The organism is Arthrobacter woluwensis, assembly GCF_900105345.1.
GTDB classification, from domain to species: domain Bacteria; phylum Actinomycetota; class Actinomycetes; order Actinomycetales; family Micrococcaceae; genus Arthrobacter_E; species Arthrobacter_E woluwensis.
On sequence record NZ_FNSN01000003.1, the window covers coordinates 709,821 to 725,054 of the forward strand.

The window sequence follows — 15,234 nt, forward strand, 5'->3', positions numbered from 1 at the left end:
TCAGAGGTAGGCGACCACGAGCCAGGCGAACATCAGGCCCATCGCCACGCAGATGACCCACGCCGTGACGGCCGCCAGGTACCAGAGCTGCTGAACCTCCAGGCGGAAGCGCTCCTCGCTGCCGTGCGGGTGCTTCCGCAGTGAGCGTTCCGTGAGCGCGAGGACGGGGAGGAACAGCGCCATCAGCAGCAGGAACGTGACGAGCTGAAGCGCGCCCCACAGCGACGCCGGCCCGATGCTCACGACGCCCAGCGCCCGCAGCACCAGCAACGAGACCTCCTGCGGCCCGCAGATCGCGAGGATTCCCGCCCCTCCGAGCAGCACCACCGCCACCCGGGCGAAGCGCTGCGCGACGCTGAGTGGAACTCTGGGCACCGGCGTCGTGGGTTCGGATCCCCAGGCGGTCACCTGATCGGGGCGCCGACCGCGCTGGTGCCAGAACTGACGCAGGGAGCCGCGGATCGCGAGCGGCCACAGCAGGACCGCGACGACGGCGGCGAGCTCCCACGCGAACACCTGGTTGGCGCTCAGGCCCCAGTCGAGGTGCTCGCCGAGGAACAGGAGCCCGATCCACGACCCGATGAACGCCGGCACCCCGACGACCACCGTCAGCATCACCCACAGGATCTGCCGGACCGGGGAGGCGCCGGTGGCGGACGCCGACGGGGCGGGAGACGCGGGGATCATGGCTCCGATCCTAGTGACTGCGGGCTGCCCTCTGATCGACTGCTCCACAGGATGTCGTTCTCCCCGCGACACGCCGGGTTGGGAGCATCGTATGGAGCAGTCGATGGAAGGCGGGGGAGGGGGTTACTTCCAGAGGACCGGGCCGCTGCCGGTGCGGCCCAGTTCGTCGTCGGGGTTCTGGAGGGTGCAGCGTTTCAGGCTGAGACAGCCGCAGCCGATGCACGAGTCCAAGTCGTCCCGGAGGTGCGTGAGGGCGGCGATCCGGGCGTCGAGCTCTTCGCGCCACAGCCGCGAGAGGCGGGTCCAGTCGCGCTTGGTGGGCGTGCGCTGCTCCGGGAGCGAATCCAGTGCCGCGCCGATGTCCTTGAGAGCCATCCCCACGCGCTGCGCCGTCCGGATGAACGCCACCCGTCGGAGCGCGTCCCGGGCGTACCGGCGCTGGTTGAGGCTGTTCCGCTCGGCGCGCAGCAGGCCTTGCCGCTCGTAGAAGTGCAGCGCGGAGACCGGGACGCCGCTGCGGGCGGACAACTCCCCGATGCTCAGTTCGTGCTGTTTTCCACCGTGGATCTGGGGCACGCTGATCCTCCTCGCTCTGGGCTTTGACCTCAACCATAGTTGAGGTCGTAGCGTCGGGACCATGGAATCCCCTCGCACCTCCTCCGCCACCCGGGAGGACCAGCTGCCGCCCGGCGCGCGACCGGAGACGGCTCCGACCTGGACCCCGGGCGTGCTCTCTCCCGCCCACCTCCTCACGACCCTCGGAACCTGCGCCCTCGTGTTCCTCGCGGCGTTCGAAGCCATGGCCGTCACCACCGTCATGCCGCTCGTCGCCCGCGATCTCGACGGCAGCGCCCTCTACGCCCTCGCCTTCGCGGGACCGCTCGCCAGCGGCGTGATCGGCATGGTCCTGGCCGGCGCCTGGACCGACCGCCGAGGCCCGGCCCTCCCGCTCTTCGCGTCGACGGCGGTCTTCGCGCTGGGACTCCTGGTCGCGGGCCTGGCGGGGTCCATGCCGGTCTTCCTTGTGGGCCGGCTCATCCAGGGCCTCGGCGGGGGCGCGATCAACGTCGTGCTCTACGTGCTCGTCGCCCGCGCCTACCCCGCCGCGCTGCACCCCAAGATCTTCGCCGCGTTCTCGGCCGCATGGGTGGTGCCGTCCATGGTGGGGCCGTTCGGCGCGGGACTCGTGGCGCAGTACATCAGCTGGCACTGGGTCTTCCTCGGCGTGGTGGTCCTCGTGGTGCCGGCGTTGCTTCTGCTGCTGCCCGCACTGCGGCGACTGGCCGCCCAGCCCGCGCACGACGACGCCGGCCCGGCGCCCGCGGACGGGTCGCCGGAGGGGGCGGGGGACGGCGTCGTCGGCGGGGAAGTGCCGGACGGAACCTCGGCGGGCGGCGCCGAGCCAGGCTCCCGCCTGTCCACCGGCCGGCGCCTCGCGGTGGCCGCCGTGGTGGGCGTGGCCGTGCTGGGGCTGAACCTGTCGGTGGAGACCGGCCCGTGGGCGGTGCCGGTGGCGGTGCTCGCGGCGGCCGTCGCGCTGCTCGCGGTGCGGAGGCTTCTGCCGGCCGGTGTGCTGCTCGGACGGCGCGGCCTGCCGTCGGTGATCCTGGTCAAGTTCCTGATCGCCGCGGCGTTCTTCGGGGCCGAGGTCTACGTCCCGTACCTTCTGATGGACCATCATCACTTCGCCCCCGCCACCGCGGGCCTGGCCCTGACGCTCTCCGCGGTGGCGTGGTCCGTCGGCTCGGCGATCCAGGGGCGGCTGTCCACGGGGCTCTCGAACGTGGGCGCGGTGCGGCTGGGTGCGGCGTCGCTGGCGCTGTCGATCCTGATCGTGCTCACGGCCACGTTCGGCGGCCTGCCCCCGGCGGTCATCATCGGGGGCTGGATCCTGGCGGGCGGCGGCATGGGGCTGATGAGTCCGCGCCTGAGCGTGATGGTGCTGTCGTATTCGAGGCCGGGCAACCAGGGGTTCAACGGGTCCGCGGCGAACGTGGCGGACTCCGTGGGCGCCGCGCTCTCCCTGGCCGCGACAGGTCTGGTGTTCCACCTGCTCGGAGCGGGTGGGGCGTTCCTGGGGGTCTTCGCGCTGACGGCGTGCGTGGCGCTGCTCTCCGTGGCGTGCGCGGGGCGCGTCCGGACGGAGGGGTGATTCCTAGGAGGTATCAGCCCGCCGGCACCGGGACCGGGGCGATGCGCGGCTTGAGCAGGCAGAACTCGTTGCCCTCCGGGTCGGCGAGGACGTGCCACGACTCGTCGCCCGTCTGTCCGATGTCCGCGCGACGTGCGCCGAGGGCCAGGAGCCGTTCGAGCTCGGCCTCCTGCTCCTGGTCCGTCGCGTTGAGGTCGATGTGCAGGCGGGACTTGCCCGGTTCGGGCTGCTTCCGGTAACTGAAGAACAGGGTGGGCTGCGAGCCGCCGAAGCCGTCCCGTGCGCCGATCTCCACCGAACCGTCGTCTTCCCGGCCCAGGACCACGAAGTCCAGGACCTTGCACCAGAAGTCGGCGAGGACCTCGGGCTCGCGGCAGCCGAAGACGAGTTCACTGATGCGGCAGGCCATGGGGAGTTCTCCTGTCTGAAATGCGGTGATGTGCTCTCAGCCTAGGCGCGACCGCGGCGATGCGGAACCCGCGGCGGTCCCGGCGCGGGCCCACCGGAGCCGCCGACGTCGTTCATCCGCTGCCGCCGTGTGTCTCCCCGCCCGTGTGGGCGGTCCCCGCCGCCACAGCGCCGGGGAAGGCCCGGAAGGCCGGGGAAGGCGGGCCGGCACCCACCGGGAAGCCGCTTCGGCGCCGGAGAAAACCACCCCCGCTGTGCACTCGTGTTCGGTTGACTGGACGGCGTTCCCGGGACATTGGCACGGGGCTCGGGCAGGCGCTCAAATAGGTGCTGTGCCATCTGCCGCCCCCTCCTCCCACCACGGTGTTTTCAGCCCTCCGTACACCCTGACCAGCCTGGGTCTGCTCGCCCTCGTGGTGTTCAACGCGTTCGAGTCGATGGCCGTCACCACGGTCATGCCCGTGGCGGCCCAGGAACTCGGCGGACAGCAGCTCTACGCCCTCGCCTTCGCCGGTCCGATGGCCGCCAGCGTGATCGGCATGGTCCTGGCGGGCAGCTGGTCCGACCGCCGCGGACCGGTCGGCGCCATCTACGCCTCGGTGGCGCTCTTCACGGTCGGCCTCGTGATCGCGGGCACGGCGCCGACCATGGAACTGCTGGTGCTGGGCCGGATCGTCCAGGGGTTCGCGGGAGGGGCCAACGGCGTCGCCCTGACCGTCCTGGTCGGCAAGGCCTATCCCGCCGATCTGCACGCCCGCATGTTCGCCGCCTTCGCCGCGGCCTGGGTGCTGCCGTCGATCCTCGGCCCGTACATCGGCGGCCTGGTGGCCCAGGTGGCGAGCTGGCACTGGGTCTTCCTGGGCGCGCTGATCCTGGTGGTCCCGGCCCTGCTCGGGCTCGTGCCGGCACTCCGGAGGATCAGCCGGGACCAGCAGCACGCCGAGCCGAACCGCGCCGGCCCGTATCCCTGGGGCCGTCTGCTCTGGGCCGTGCTGGCCGCCGCGAGTGTCATGGGACTGAACCTCAGCAGCGAGGTGCCGCTCGTCGGCTGGGTGCTCGCCCTCGCCATGGCCGCGGTCTGCATCCTGGCCATCCGCCCGCTCATCCCGCGGGGCACGCTCACGGCGCAGCGGGGACTCCCGAGCGTCGTCCTGACCCGCGCCATCGGCTCGGCGGCCTTCTTCGGCACCGAGGTGTATCTGCCGAAGGTCCTGTTCGAGATCTACCACTTCGAACCGTCGTTCGCGGGCCTGGCCCTGACCTGCAGCGCGGTCTCCTGGGGCATCAGTTCGGGGATCCAGGGCCGGCTCGGCGCCACGCGGCTGCCGCATCACCGCGCGGTGCGGATCGGTTCGGCGATGGTGGCCGCCGTCGTCGTCGGGATCTTCCTGGTCATCCTGGTCCAGGGGCCCGCCTGGGCGCTGATCGCGGTGTGGCTGTTCGGCGGGGCGGGCATGGGACTCATGTTCCCGCGCCTGAGCGTCATGGTGCTGGCGCTGTCGCGGCCGGGGGAGCAGGGCTTCAACAGCTCCGCCCTCGCGATGGCGGACTCCCTGGGGAACGCCCTCTGCGTGGCGATCTCCGGACTGGTCTTCGCGGTCCTCGTCGGGACGGGGAACGCCTACGCGGGGGTGTTCGCGGTGGCGGCGGCCTGCGGGGTGGCGGTGCTGCTGATCGCGCCCCGCACACGGTCACTGGTAGACTAGTACGTCTGGCCTGTGCGATTCAGCGCGAGAGCCACGCTGCCTGAGGACTTTCTTCCCTATGACTTCTTTTTCTTCCCTTGGCGTGCCAGCCGGGATCACTTCCGCGCTGGCCACCCTGGACATCACCGAACCCTTCCCCATCCAGGTCAAGACCCTGCCGGACACGCTGGCCGGCCGGGACGTCCTGGGCCGTGGCCAGACCGGCTCCGGCAAGACGCTCGCTTTCGCCATCCCGCTGGTGACCCGCCTCGCCGGTGACGCGGACGACGACGGCGCTCGCCGTCGCGCGTCCGGCTCCCGGAAGCCGCGCGGCCTGGTGCTGGCCCCCACGCGCGAGCTGGCCACCCAGATCGACCGCACGGTCGCACCCCTCGCGGAGGCCCTGGGCCTGCGCACCACCGTGATCTTCGGCGGCGTGTCCCAGACGCGTCAGGAGAAGGCGCTGGCGGCCGGCGTCGACATCGTCATCGCCTGCCCCGGCCGTCTCGAGGACCTCATGAAGCAGGGCATCGTGTCCCTGGACCAGGTGAGCATCAGCGTCCTGGACGAGGCCGACCACATGGCCGACCTCGGCTTCCTCCCCGTGGTGCGCCGCATCCTGGACGCGACGCCGGCCGGCGGTCAGCGCCTGCTGTTCTCCGCCACGCTGGACAACGGCGTGGACAAGCTGGTCAACCGCTACATGCAGAAGCCGGTCACACACTCCGTGGACGCTCCCCAGGCCGCCGTCACCACCATGGAGCACCACGTGTTCCTGGCGAAGGACAAGGACGCCAAGAAGCTCCTCATCAACGATCTGGCGTCCGGCGCCGGCAAGCGCGTGCTCTTCACGCGCACCAAGCACGCCGCCAAGAAGCTGGCCAAGGTGCTGACCGCCAACGGCATCCCCGCCGTCGACCTGCACGGCAACCTGTCCCAGAACGCCCGTGACCGCAACCTGGCGGAGTTCTCCTCCGGCGAGGTCCGGGTCCTCGTGGCCACCGACGTCGCCGCCCGCGGTGTGCACGTGGACGAGGTCGAACTCGTGATCCACGTCGATCCGCCCGCGGAGCACAAGGCGTACCTGCACCGTTCCGGCCGCACCGCTCGCGCCGGGGCCGAGGGCACCGTGGTGACCCTGGTCCTGCCGGAGGAGCGCTCCGAGGTGCAGAAGCTCCTCCGCGCCGCCGGCGTCAAGGCCCCGTTCACGCCCGTGGCTCCCGGCTCCGCCGAGATCCTCGACTTCGTGGGCGAGCAGGCCGAGGCCGTGGATCCCGCGTCCCGCGCCGCCGTGGTGGCCGCCAAGGCCCCGCAGCAGGGCGGCGGCAAGTCCACCGGTGCGAACGCCCAGCGCAAGCGTGCCCGTCGTGGCGGCCAGGGCGGCTCCGCCGCTGCCGGCTCCACCGGTTCGCGCAACGAGCGTCCCGCCCAGGCCCGTCCGGAACACGGCGCGCCTCGCGGCGAGCGTGCTCCTCGTGCTGAGCGTGCTCCCCGTGGCGAGCGTCCGGCACGTGGCGAGCGGTCGTCCGCTCCGCGCACCGGCCAGCGTTCCGCCGCCCCGCGTGGCGGCAGCGCGACCGTGTGGTCTTCGAACACCGGGGGCACCTCGGGTGGTTCCTTCGGCTCCGGCGGGCAGAAGTCCGGCGCCGGCCGTCCGCCCCGCAAGGGCCCGCGTCGCGCATCCGCCCCGGCGTCGAACGAGCGCCGCGGCCGCTGAGGCCTCCCTGCCTTAACCATCGACTGCTCCATACGATGTCGAAATCCTCGAAAAACCGGGGAGAACGACATCGTATGGAGCAGTCGATGGGCGTTTAAGGGGCTTTCACCAGCCCCGGGCGCGCCATTCGTCGAGGTGTGGGCGTTCGGCGCCGAGCGTCGTAGGGGCGCCGTGGCCCGGGTGCACCACGGTGTCGTCCGGGTAGACGTCGAAGAGGCGCTCGGTCACGTCGTTCAGGAGCGAGGTGAAACGGGCCGGATCCTTGTCCGTGTTCCCGACGCCGCCGGGGAAGAGGGAATCCCCGCTGAAGATGTGCGCAGGGCCGGCCGGGTCCTGGTACACATAGGCGATCGAGCCCGGCGTGTGGCCCCGCAGATGCACCGCGGTGAGAGCGAAACCGTCGAAGCCGCTCACGTCCCCGTGCTCCAGCGTGACGTCCACCGGGACGGGCAGCGCCGCGGCGTCGTCGGCTCCTGCGGCCGTGGGGGCGCCGGTGGCCTCGACAAGTCCGGGCAGCGCGCGCACGTGGTCCCAGTGCTGATGGGTCGTGGCGATGAGCTTCAGCTGGGGCGTGGCTTCAGTGTCGGCGGCCGAGTCGGCGAGGAGCGCCTGAATCGCCGGCAGATCGTCGGCCGCGTCGATCAGCACCTGGTCACCGGAGGACCGCGAGGTCAGCAGGTAGACGTTGTTGTCCATCCCGCCCACCGAGAGGCGCCGGATGGTGACGTCCTGGAGCGGATGTATGAGTGAGTCCATGCGCCCACTCTACGGAACGGGCGCGATGCCGGTCAGGTCCGGGTCGGGCCTGGTCAGGACTCCGCGGGACCCGCGGGGTCGAGCGACACGATCGCCACGAAACCCCGGCCGAGCAGTTCGGGGCTCGCCTCGTCAGAGCCGACGACGGCGTCGTACCGGCCCAGCTCCACCGGCTCACCGCCGGAGCCCTCGCCGGCGCTGTCGCCGGCACCGTCGGCCACCGACGCCTTGCCCTCGAGCAGGATCGCGAGCTGGCCCTCGAAGACCGGATGCGCGCGCTTCTTGGACAGCTCGAGGATGGACAGATACCCCTTGAAGGCGCCGCGGCGGGCGATCACGTTCAGGTCCCGGATGTCCCCGGTCGGGAGTGCGGAGGAGGTTGCGGCGTCGCCGGAGAAGCGGAACGGACGGTACCGCTCCATGGCGTGCTCCTCGCCGTCGACCGTCAGCACGAGCAGCTCGCCGTCGATCACCGAGATGACCCGCTCCATGCCCGGGAACGCGGAGAAGTCGCCGGCCTTGCCCACCTCGGCGATGCTGACGCGCCAGTCCCAGGCGCCGTCCGGGGAGGCCTCGCGGGGATGCCGGGCGATCTCCCGCGTGACACCGCCGCCGTTGCGCCAGGGCTCGGGCCGGATGCTGGAAAAGCGGATGATCTCCATGGGTTCCTCTCGTCCCGACCAGCCTAATACGCCGCCCGGACCCCGGGGAGGCCGCGTCATCGGAACCTCGGGAAGGGGCGCATCTTAGGGCCGCGCGGTGTCCTCTTGGTACCGTCGGAGGTGACAATCCACGGGGAGGACCAGTAGATGTTCGTGAAAGTGTGCGGCTTGAGCACGCCCGAATCGGTGCGCGCCGCCGTCGAGGCCGGTGCGCAGGCCGTCGGTTTCGTGCTCACTCCGAGCCCCCGCGAAGTCAGCCCGGAGCAGGTGCGGGCACTGCTGGCCGAGGTCCCCGCCGAAGTCGCTGCCGTGGGTGTTTTCCGGCATGAGGATGTCGACCAGGCCGCCGCCCTGGCCGAGGAGGCCGGTCTGAGCTGGATCCAGCTCCACGGCGAGCGGACTCCGCAAGAGGTCGACGCCCTGCAAGAGCGCGGCTTCTCCGTGATCCGCGCCGTCCGCATGGACGACCCGGACCGCGTCTTCGCCGATTGGGGCGAGGAACTGCTGCTGGTGGACGCCTCCGTGCCCGGCTCCGGCGAGTCCTGGGACTACGCCTCCGTGCGCGAGCGCTGCCTGGACAGCCGCCGCTGGCTGCTGGCCGGAGGGCTCGACGCAGGCAACGTCGCCGCCGCTGCGGAGACGGCCGCTGCCTGGGGCGTCGACGTCTCGTCCGGCGTGGAGAGCTCCCGTGGCGTCAAAGACCTGGAGAAGATCCGCGCCTTCGTGGCGGCCGCGCTGGCGGGCTGACCACCCCCCCACCCGTTGCGTGCTCAGTTGTTGCGGGTGTTCCGCGGAAACACCCGCAACAACTGAGCACACAAGTCCGGTGGGCCGGCGGATCAGCTCAGCTGGTGCCGGGGGCTGTTCGGGTTCATGATCGAGTTCTTGCGGCCGTAGCCGAAGTAGATGATCAGGCCGATGATGAGCCAGATCCCGAAGCGCAGCCAGGTCTCCCAGTGCAGCTGCGAGATCAGGAACAGCGAGGACGCGACGCCGATCAACGGCACCACGGGCATGAGCGGCAGGCGGAACTCGCGGGGCGCCTCGGGCCGGGTGTAGCGGAACGAGATCACCGAGATGCACACCACCACGAACGCGGCCAGGATGCCGATGTTGGTGAGGTCCGCGACCTGCCGGATCGGGAGGACGCCCGCCAGGAGGGCCGAGCCGATGCCGGCGATCCAGGTGACGCGCTGCGGGGTGCCGCCGTGGTCCACCTTGGAGAACCACTTGGGCAGCAGGCCGTCGCGGCTCATGGAGAACCAGACGCGCGTGACGCCCAGGAGGAACGTCAGCATCACCGTCAGGATGGACAGCACGGCGAAGGCGGAGATGATCGTGGCGATCACGGGCAGCCCCACGTTGCTGAAGGCCGAGCCGAAGCCGGCCTTGGGGTCGATGTCCTTGTAGTTCTGCATGCCGGTCAGGACCAGGGTGGCCAGGATGTACAGCACCATGGCGATCACGAGGGAGAGGATGATGGCCTTCGGCATGTGCTTCTTGCCGTCCTTGGCCTCCTCCGCCGCGGTGCTCATCGCGTCATAGCCGAACACCGCGAAGAACACCGTGGCCGCGCCCGTGAAGACCGGTCCGAAGCCGCTGGGCATGAACGGGTTGTAGTTGTTCGTGTTCACGAAGAACACGCCGAGTCCGATGATGAACAGGATCAGGACCACCTTGATGCCCACGGCGATCAGCTCGAAACGGCCGAACGTCTTGGTGCCGCGGCTCAGGATCCAGGTGACCAGCAGACACACGAGAATGGCCGGCAGGTTGATCCAGCCGCCTTTGCCCTCGTCGAAGGTGGAGGTCAGCTCGACGGGCAGCTGCATGCCGAGGCCGGCCAGGAAGAAGTTGAGATACCCGGAGATGCCGATGGCCACCACGGCCACGATCGCCACATACTCCAGGAGCAGATCCCAGCCGATGAACCAGCCGATCAGCTCCCCGAGCGCCACGTAACCGTATGTGTACGCGGAGCCGGCTTTCGGGATCATGCCCGCGAACTCGGCGTAGGACAGGGCCGCGGCGGCGGAGGCCAGGCCCGCGATGAGGAACGAGATGAGCACCGCGGGGCCCACGCCCGGCGTCGAGTCGTCGCCGTGGGCCACGAGCCCGGCGAGGGAGAAGATGCCGACGCCGATGATGCCGCCGACGCCGATCGCCGTGAGCTGCCAGAGCCCGAGGGATCGGAAGAGCCCTCCTTCGGCGACCTCCTCATCCATGTCCTCGATGGGCTTTCGCCTCAGGACCGAGAACGGGTTCGCTGTCTTTGCCATGTCAGACCTCATTTCTCCCGGGTCGTGGCCGGCGCCGGAGCGCAGACCCTCCCTCGAACTATGCGCCCCGATCCGAGGCGCGGGCAATCCCCTGGCCGGTCTGACGTCCGGAGCGTGGGTGCGGTGCAAGGTGTCAGGTCCGGGGTTCAATCAGGGGGAACCCTGGGGGATTCTGCCAGGCATTCTTGGCAGACTGAAGTCATGAAGACCCTTCTTAACATCATCTGGCTCGTCTTCGGGGGCTTGTGGCTGGCGATCGGCTACTTCGCCGCGGGTCTGCTCTGCTGCGTGCTGATCGTGACGATCCCGTGGGGCATCGCCTCCTTCCGGGTGGGCGCGTACGCCCTGTGGCCGTTCGGCCGGACCGTGGTGGAGAAGCCCGGCGGAAGCAACGGTTTCGCGCTCCTGGGCAACGTCATCTGGTTCCTGGTCGCCGGCCTCTGGCTGGCGATCGGCCACGTGCTGACCGCCATCCCCATGTTCATCAGCATCGTCGGCATTCCGCTGGGCATCGCGAATCTGAAGCTCATCCCGGTGTCCCTCATGCCGCTGGGCAAGGAGATCGTCCCCACGGACCGCCCGTTCGTCTCGACCTACCGCTGAGCCGGACCGCCGGCGCTTAACACTGGCGATATGCCTCCAGGAGTTGAGTGGATGCCATCCACCGACTTCTGGAGGCAGACATGTTCATCGTCCGACGACGCCGGGCCACCGCCCTGGCGATCATCAGCGCCGCGCTGCTGGCGGCTTGCTCCGCGGCTCCCGTCCTTCCGCGGCCGGGCGGCGGGTCCGCCGTCGCCGTCGCGGTCGGATCCGGAGGTCAGGCGACCGCCGAGGACGGCGCGATCCCGCTCGACCGCCCGCTCGGCGTGGACAGCCAGGAGCCGGCGATCGCCCGGCTGCGGGCGGACCTGCGCGACGCGCTGCGGGAGGCTTCGATCTACGCAGCGGCCGACGGCGTGACCCTGTCCGTGAGCAGCGGCTGGCGCAGCCAGAAGTTCCAGTCCCAGCTGCTCGCCGATGCCACCCGCAAGTACCACTCGCAGGAGGAGGCTGCCCGCTGGGTGGCGACCCCGGAGACGTCGCCGCATGTGAGCGGGGATGCCGTGGACATCGCGGGCGAGGACGCCATGAGCTGGCTGTCCCAGCACGGGGCGCGGTTCGGGCTGTGCCAGATCTACTCCAACGAGCGATGGCATTACGAATACCGGGCGGCGGCTCTGCGGGGTGCCTGCCCGCTCATGTACCAGGACCCCACCGAGGACCCCAGGATGAAGCGATGACCGGGACCGGCGCCCTCCGTGGCGCGATGGCTAGACTCTGAGCATGCGGATCCTGATCGTCGAGGACGAGCCGTATCTGGCCGATTCCATGGCCGAGGGGCTCCGCCGTGAAGCCTTCTCGGTGGATGTGGCGTACGACGGGCCCACCGCGATGGAGCTGCTCGGCGTGAACGATTACGACGCCGTCGTCCTGGACCGCGACATTCCCGCCCCGAGCGGTGACGAGATCGCCCGCTGGATGGTGGCGCAGGGCCTTCCCGCCCGCCTCATCATGGTCACCGCCGCGGACCGGCTGGATGACAAGGTCAGCGGGTTCGAAACCGGGGTGGACGACTACCTCCCGAAGCCCTTCATGCTCAAGGAGCTGACCCTCAGGCTGCGCGCCCTGCTCCGGCGGCCGGGTGCGGCGCGCCCACCCGTCCTGGAGAGTGCGGGCGTGCGCCTGGACCCCTTCCGGCGGGAGGTGAGCCGCGACGGTCGGGCCGTGGCGCTGACCCGCAAGCAGTTCGCCGTCCTGGAGCTGTTGATGCAGGCCGACGGCGGCGTCATCAGCGCCGAGGAACTCCTGGAGAAGGCTTGGGATGAGAACGCCGACCCCTTCACCAACACCGTGCGGATCACGATCTCCTCGTTGCGGAAGAAGCTCGGGGACCCCGGCCTGATCCACACCCTGGTGGGCGTCGGGTACCGCTTCGGCGAGCCGGCCGCAGAGGAGCTTCGATGAGCGGTCTGCCTCCCGCATCGGTCACCACCGCGCCGTCCCAGCCCCGGCCCCGGGGCCTCGGGCTCCGGCTGAAGCTCACGCTGAGTTACGCCGCGTTCCTCTTCGTGTCCGGCTCGGGCTTCTTCGCCCTGGTCCTCCTGCTGCTGCGGTACCTTCCGGCGGGGTTCCTCGTGACCGTCGACGGCGGGTTCGCCCCGAGCCGCCGGGACCTCATGGAAGCGCTGCTGCCCAAGGCCGCCCTGGGCCTCCTGTTCTTCGCGGTGGTCGGGCTGGTGGGCGGCTGGCTGCTGGCCGGCGCGATGCTCCGACCGATCGGCCGCATCCACGAGGTGGCGCTCGCCGTCCAGCGGGGCGAGGTGGACCGCCGCATCCGGCTTGAGGGCAAGGGTGATGAGCTCCGCGAGCTGGCGGATTCCGTGGACGCGATGCTGGACCGGCTCTCGGCCATGCTGGAGGAGCAGCGGCGCTTCGCGGCCAACGCGTCCCACGAACTGCGGACTCCTCACGCGGTGATGGGCGGCATGCTGGAGCTCGCCGCCTCGGATCCCGACGCCGTGGACGTCCCGCACCTGCTGCGCCGTCTCCGGGAGGTCAACACCCGGGCCACGGGCACGGTGGAGGCCCTGCTGGCGCTGACCAGGGCCGAAGGCTCCCGGCTCCTCCCGGAACCCTGCGATCTGGCGGAGCTGGCGGAGGAGGCCCTGGGTTCTCAGCGCGAAGAACTGGAATCCCGCCGCATCACCGTCCTGGCCGATTACGGCGGCGCCCCCGTGGAAGGCGACCGGGTCCTGCTGGCACAGCTCGTCGGCAATCTGGTCCGCAACGCCGTGGTGCACAACCTGGCGGAGGGCGGCGACCTCTGGCTCCGCACGGGGGAGGAACCCGGTGGCGAGGCATTCCTGGAGATTCAGAACCCCGGGGAGACCGTCAGCCAGGAACTGCTGGGCCGTCTGACGGAGCCGTTCGTGCAGGGCCGTGGACGCCAGGCCGGACCTGGACGCGGATCAGGCCTGGGGCTCGCGATCGTGGCGGCCATCGCCCAGGCCCACGGCGCGCGGCTGGACCTGACCGCTCGGCCCGAAGGCGGCCTGCGCGTCCGGGTCACGTTCCCGCAGGCGGAGTGACGTCGGGGTCCTGAGCCGCGCAGGCGTCACGCCGACCGGAACGCCCCGTCGCTGAAGCGGGCGGCCACGCTGCTCGCATCGAGCTCCGCGGCCAGGTCCACATCGGCCCCGAATCCCCGCAGCACCAGCTCGCTTCCGCTCGCGCTCTCGGCCAGTTCGGTGGGCAGCTCCTCCCGGAACGCTTCGAAAACCGCGACGGCGGACCGGGCCTCCGGCGACAGCTGTTCCCGGGTCCGGCCCGGCGCCGATCGCAGCAGCGCCGCGAGCACGGCGCCCGCGCCGAGCTGGTCCTCGACGGCGGGCCGCAGGGCGCCGCCGGGCCAGCGCTCCCCGGCCGCGACCACCACGACCACGGCGGACGGGGGCAGGTGGTGTGCGAGCCATGCCGCCGTCGCGCCGGCGTTACGAAGGGTCCCGGCCAGCAGTTCCGGGACGCGATCCGTCAGGTGCTCGGAGATCGCCGAGCCGTTGGGCGAAGGCAGCACGAGCTCGCGGCCCGCGTGCGCGACGGCATGGGCCCGGATGGAGCTGGGGGACAGGCTCAGGCGGCTGAGACTGCGCGGTCCCGCCAGGAGAGCCCCGCGCTCCTCCGCAAGGCGGGCCGCGGCGTCGTGCAGCTCGCCGTCGCCGGGCGCGGCGCGGAACGGCAGGACCGCGAGTCCCGCCTCGACTCCCACGGACACCGCGGTGGAGAAGGACAGCGTGTCGACCACGACGGCGGCCGCGGCCCCGGGAAGGACGGCCTGAGCGCCGCGCAGCCCCCATTCGAGGCGGACGGTGAAAGGCAGCTGACGGTGAGCGGCGTGCATCAGCGGCTCTCCGCCCGCCGGAATGCCTCGAGCTCGCCCCGGAGGTTGCCGCGCGCGGCGTCCAGCCAGAGCTCCTGCGCCAGCGGACTGTGGAAGAGCGGTTCCAGGGCCAACAGCTGCTCGACGACGGCGGCCCGTCCCCGGGCGAAATCCGCATCGCTCACGTGGGCGTAGTCGGCGCGCACGGAGGCGAGGTAGCGGGCGTAGCGCTGCACGGGCCAGGCGAGGACGGAGAGGTCGGCGTCGCAGAGGAGCTGGCCGGTCAGATCGTCCGGTGCGGGATCATGACCGGTGGTGAGACGGACCAGCCGGGCCACCTCCGCGGCCTCCCCGGCAGCCAGGGCGCCGTGAACGGACAGCGCGCCCAGGCCGCGTTCGGCGAGGCGCGCAGAGTCCTCCTCGTCCTGGCCGGGCACTCCTTGGTAGACCGCGTCGTGGAACCAGGCGGCCAGCAGGAGCGGCCGGTGGCGTTCCACGGGCAGACCGGATCCGGGCAGCAGCAGGTCCAGGGCCTCGAGAACGTTGAGCAGGTGGACCCGGGAGTGGTAGTTCCGGTGCGGTTCGCCCCAGCGCGACAGGAGGTCCTCGCCGAGCTCCGGGTCCTCGGGCAGCAGCCGCGACCAGCGTTCCCGGAGGGCAGGCACGATCTTGGACGGCCGCTCGCGGGCCGGGATGCGGAGTCCGCTCGCGGCGAGCCGTCGCACCAGCTCCTTGCCGCCCACGGGCGTCGCACCCGCGGCCACGAGGCGCTCGAAATGGCGGGCTGCGACGTCGTAGTGGTCACCGTCGAAGGCCCGTTCCGGGATGCCCGCCGCGGCCGCGAAGGCGTGCAGCTCCTCGAGCGACGCGTCCGACACCAGATGGGAGAACACCGTGCCGTGGGCGGGCCAGAAGGGCGGGTCGATCAGCACGGTCATGCTCGCATCCTATGCCCGCGAAGCGTCCCGA

General features: G+C 71.0%; 16 protein-coding genes. 8 read left to right on the plus strand and 8 right to left on the minus strand.

Going from position 1 to position 15,234, the window contains the following annotated elements; all coding sequences use genetic code 11:
* Positions 1 to 687, minus strand: a complete 687-nt coding sequence (locus BLV63_RS03900; RefSeq protein ID WP_066216258.1) for a hypothetical protein — start codon at positions 685 to 687, stop codon at positions 1 to 3.
* A gap of 123 nt (positions 688 to 810) precedes the next feature.
* Positions 811 to 1,326 (minus strand): redox-sensitive transcriptional activator SoxR, encoded by a 516-nt coding sequence (gene soxR / locus BLV63_RS03905; protein ID WP_066216259.1) that lies wholly within the window; start codon positions 1,324 to 1,326, stop codon positions 811 to 813.
* Between soxR and BLV63_RS03910 the strand changes: the two genes are divergently transcribed.
* Positions 1,325 to 2,839: an MFS transporter gene (locus tag BLV63_RS03910; protein ID WP_082724273.1), complete on the plus strand. Its 1,515-nt coding sequence runs from the start codon at positions 1,325 to 1,327 to the stop codon at positions 2,837 to 2,839. The genes soxR and BLV63_RS03910 overlap by 2 nt on opposite strands.
* A gap of 13 nt (positions 2,840 to 2,852) precedes the next feature.
* Here BLV63_RS03910 and BLV63_RS03915 read toward each other — a convergent pair whose 3' ends face one another.
* Entirely contained in the window at positions 2,853 to 3,248 is a 396-nt protein-coding gene (locus tag BLV63_RS03915) for a VOC family protein (RefSeq protein WP_066216260.1), read from the minus strand.
* Between the two features lie 331 nt (positions 3,249 to 3,579).
* Here BLV63_RS03915 and BLV63_RS03920 point away from each other — a divergent pair, with 331 nt between their 5' ends.
* Positions 3,580 to 4,953, plus strand: coding sequence for an MFS transporter (locus BLV63_RS03920; protein ID WP_066216261.1), 1,374 nt, complete (start codon positions 3,580 to 3,582; stop codon positions 4,951 to 4,953).
* 58 nt (positions 4,954 to 5,011) lie between these two features.
* Positions 5,012 to 6,649, plus strand: coding sequence for a DEAD/DEAH box helicase (locus tag BLV63_RS03925; protein ID WP_066216263.1), 1,638 nt, complete (start codon positions 5,012 to 5,014; stop codon positions 6,647 to 6,649).
* Between the two features lie 105 nt (positions 6,650 to 6,754).
* On the opposite strand, the gene BLV63_RS03930 is transcribed toward BLV63_RS03925, so the two are convergent.
* Entirely contained in the window at positions 6,755 to 7,405 is a 651-nt protein-coding gene (locus BLV63_RS03930) for an MBL fold metallo-hydrolase (RefSeq protein WP_066216265.1), read from the minus strand.
* 53 nt (positions 7,406 to 7,458) lie between these two features.
* Positions 7,459 to 8,067 (minus strand): HutD/Ves family protein, encoded by a 609-nt coding sequence (locus tag BLV63_RS03935; protein ID WP_066216267.1) that lies wholly within the window; start codon positions 8,065 to 8,067, stop codon positions 7,459 to 7,461.
* 147 nt (positions 8,068 to 8,214) lie between these two features.
* On the opposite strand from BLV63_RS03935, the gene BLV63_RS03940 reads away from it, so the two are divergent.
* Positions 8,215 to 8,814: a phosphoribosylanthranilate isomerase gene (locus BLV63_RS03940; protein ID WP_066216269.1), complete on the plus strand. Its 600-nt coding sequence runs from the start codon at positions 8,215 to 8,217 to the stop codon at positions 8,812 to 8,814.
* A 92-nt stretch (positions 8,815 to 8,906) separates the two neighbouring features.
* Here the strand turns inward: BLV63_RS03940 and BLV63_RS03945 are convergent, their stop codons facing one another.
* Entirely contained in the window at positions 8,907 to 10,346 is a 1,440-nt protein-coding gene (locus BLV63_RS03945) for an amino acid permease (protein WP_066216272.1), read from the minus strand.
* Between the two features lie 201 nt (positions 10,347 to 10,547).
* Here BLV63_RS03945 and BLV63_RS03950 point away from each other — a divergent pair, with 201 nt between their 5' ends.
* From BLV63_RS03950 to BLV63_RS03965, 4 genes are all read left to right on the plus strand, one after another.
* Positions 10,548 to 10,949, plus strand: coding sequence for a YccF domain-containing protein (locus tag BLV63_RS03950; RefSeq protein ID WP_066216274.1), 402 nt, complete (start codon positions 10,548 to 10,550; stop codon positions 10,947 to 10,949).
* 80 nt (positions 10,950 to 11,029) lie between these two features.
* A complete protein-coding gene (locus BLV63_RS03955) occupies positions 11,030 to 11,629 on the plus strand; it encodes a M15 family metallopeptidase (protein ID WP_066216447.1) in 600 nt (199 codons plus the stop codon).
* Between the two features lie 43 nt (positions 11,630 to 11,672).
* Positions 11,673 to 12,353 (plus strand): response regulator transcription factor, encoded by a 681-nt coding sequence (locus tag BLV63_RS03960; protein WP_066216276.1) that lies wholly within the window; start codon positions 11,673 to 11,675, stop codon positions 12,351 to 12,353.
* Complete coding sequence (locus tag BLV63_RS03965; RefSeq protein WP_066216278.1) at positions 12,350 to 13,477, plus strand: sensor histidine kinase; 1,128 nt, start codon at positions 12,350 to 12,352, stop codon at positions 13,475 to 13,477. Before BLV63_RS03960 ends, BLV63_RS03965 begins: the two co-directional genes overlap by 4 nt.
* Positions 13,478 to 13,503: 26 nt before the next feature.
* Here BLV63_RS03965 and BLV63_RS03970 read toward each other — a convergent pair whose 3' ends face one another.
* Complete coding sequence (locus tag BLV63_RS03970; protein ID WP_066216281.1) at positions 13,504 to 14,286, minus strand: 2-phosphosulfolactate phosphatase; 783 nt, start codon at positions 14,284 to 14,286, stop codon at positions 13,504 to 13,506.
* A complete protein-coding gene (locus BLV63_RS03975) occupies positions 14,286 to 15,203 on the minus strand; it encodes a DUF4031 domain-containing protein (protein ID WP_066216284.1) in 918 nt (305 codons plus the stop codon). The genes BLV63_RS03970 and BLV63_RS03975 overlap by 1 nt, the downstream gene beginning before the upstream one ends.
* Positions 15,204 to 15,234 lie beyond the last annotated feature (31 nt).